This is a genomic window from Kitasatospora putterlickiae (assembly GCF_039527695.1).
GTDB lineage: Bacteria > Actinomycetota > Actinomycetes > Streptomycetales > Streptomycetaceae > Kitasatospora > Kitasatospora putterlickiae.
The window spans coordinates 1-844 of record NZ_BAAAKJ010000386.1 but is presented as its reverse complement, the minus strand read 5'-3'; the positions used below and the strand labels follow the sequence as shown (position 1 = coordinate 844).

2 protein-coding genes are annotated in these 844 nt (G+C 72.6%); both read left to right on the top strand.

The window, feature by feature from the left end:
* Positions 1–87: 87 nt before the first annotated feature.
* Positions 88–543, top strand: a complete 456-nt coding sequence (locus ABD308_RS33620; RefSeq protein WP_344343483.1) for a nitroreductase/quinone reductase family protein — start codon at positions 88–90, stop codon at positions 541–543.
* An 87-nt stretch (positions 544–630) separates the two neighbouring features.
* Positions 631–844, top strand: a 214-nt coding sequence (locus tag ABD308_RS33615) for a hypothetical protein (protein WP_344343481.1), incomplete at its 3' end; no start/stop codon positions are given.

Genomic DNA, 844 nt, shown 5'->3' with positions numbered 1-844 from the left:
TGTGACTCCGGTCACATCGACTTGAACCTCACACCGGTGTCAGCTCCTAGGCTCGTCACGACGAACCGGACCAGAGGAGGGCCACCGATGAACACCGCGCCGATGAACACCGCGCACCCCCAGCCCGCCGACGGCGGCAACGACTACAACCGCCAGGTGATCGCCGAGTTCCGGGCCGCCGGGGGCGTGGTCGGCGGCGACTTCGCCGGCAAGACCCTGCTGCTGCTCACCACCCGGGGCCGGCGCAGCGGCGAGTCCCGCACCACCCCGCTGGTGTACCTGAAGGACGCCGGGCGGGTGATCGTCTTCGCGCTGAACGGCGGCGCGCCGGCCGACCCGGCCTGGTACCGCAACCTCGCCGACATCCCCGAGGTCACCGTCGAGCTCGGCCCGGACACCTTCGCCGCGCACGCCGTCCCCCTCGGCACGGACGAGCACGAGGCCGTCTGGGCCAGGCAGATCGCGGTCGAGCCGCTGTTCGCCGAATTCCGCGCCCGAACCACCCGCGCCGTCCCGCTGGTGGAGCTTCGTCCGGTGGTCTGAACCAGGACGGTACCGGTTCCCTCTTAACCTTCCCGAGAGTCACGCTTAAGGTGTCCTTCCAGGGGGGCTAGGGAGGGGGCCGGTATCGTGCGCGCACCGAGGACGGGGGCCTTCCCCCTGGCATTGCTGGTCGGGGTGACGACCGGCGCCCTGCTGTCCCAACTGCTGCCCGCTCCGGAGGAACTGGGCGGGCCCTCGGTGGCCCTGCCGGCCCCGGACCGGGGCGCCGCCGAGGGGCATGGGCCCGCCACCCCCCGGGAGGCGGTGCTGGCGGGCCTGTTCGCCGACGTCCTCGGGGTGG

Coding starts and splice junctions, on each gene's coding strand:
- ABD308_RS33620 (WP_344343483.1), top strand. CDS start 88: ATGAACACCGCGCCGATGAACACCGCGCACCCCCAGCCCGCCGACGGC.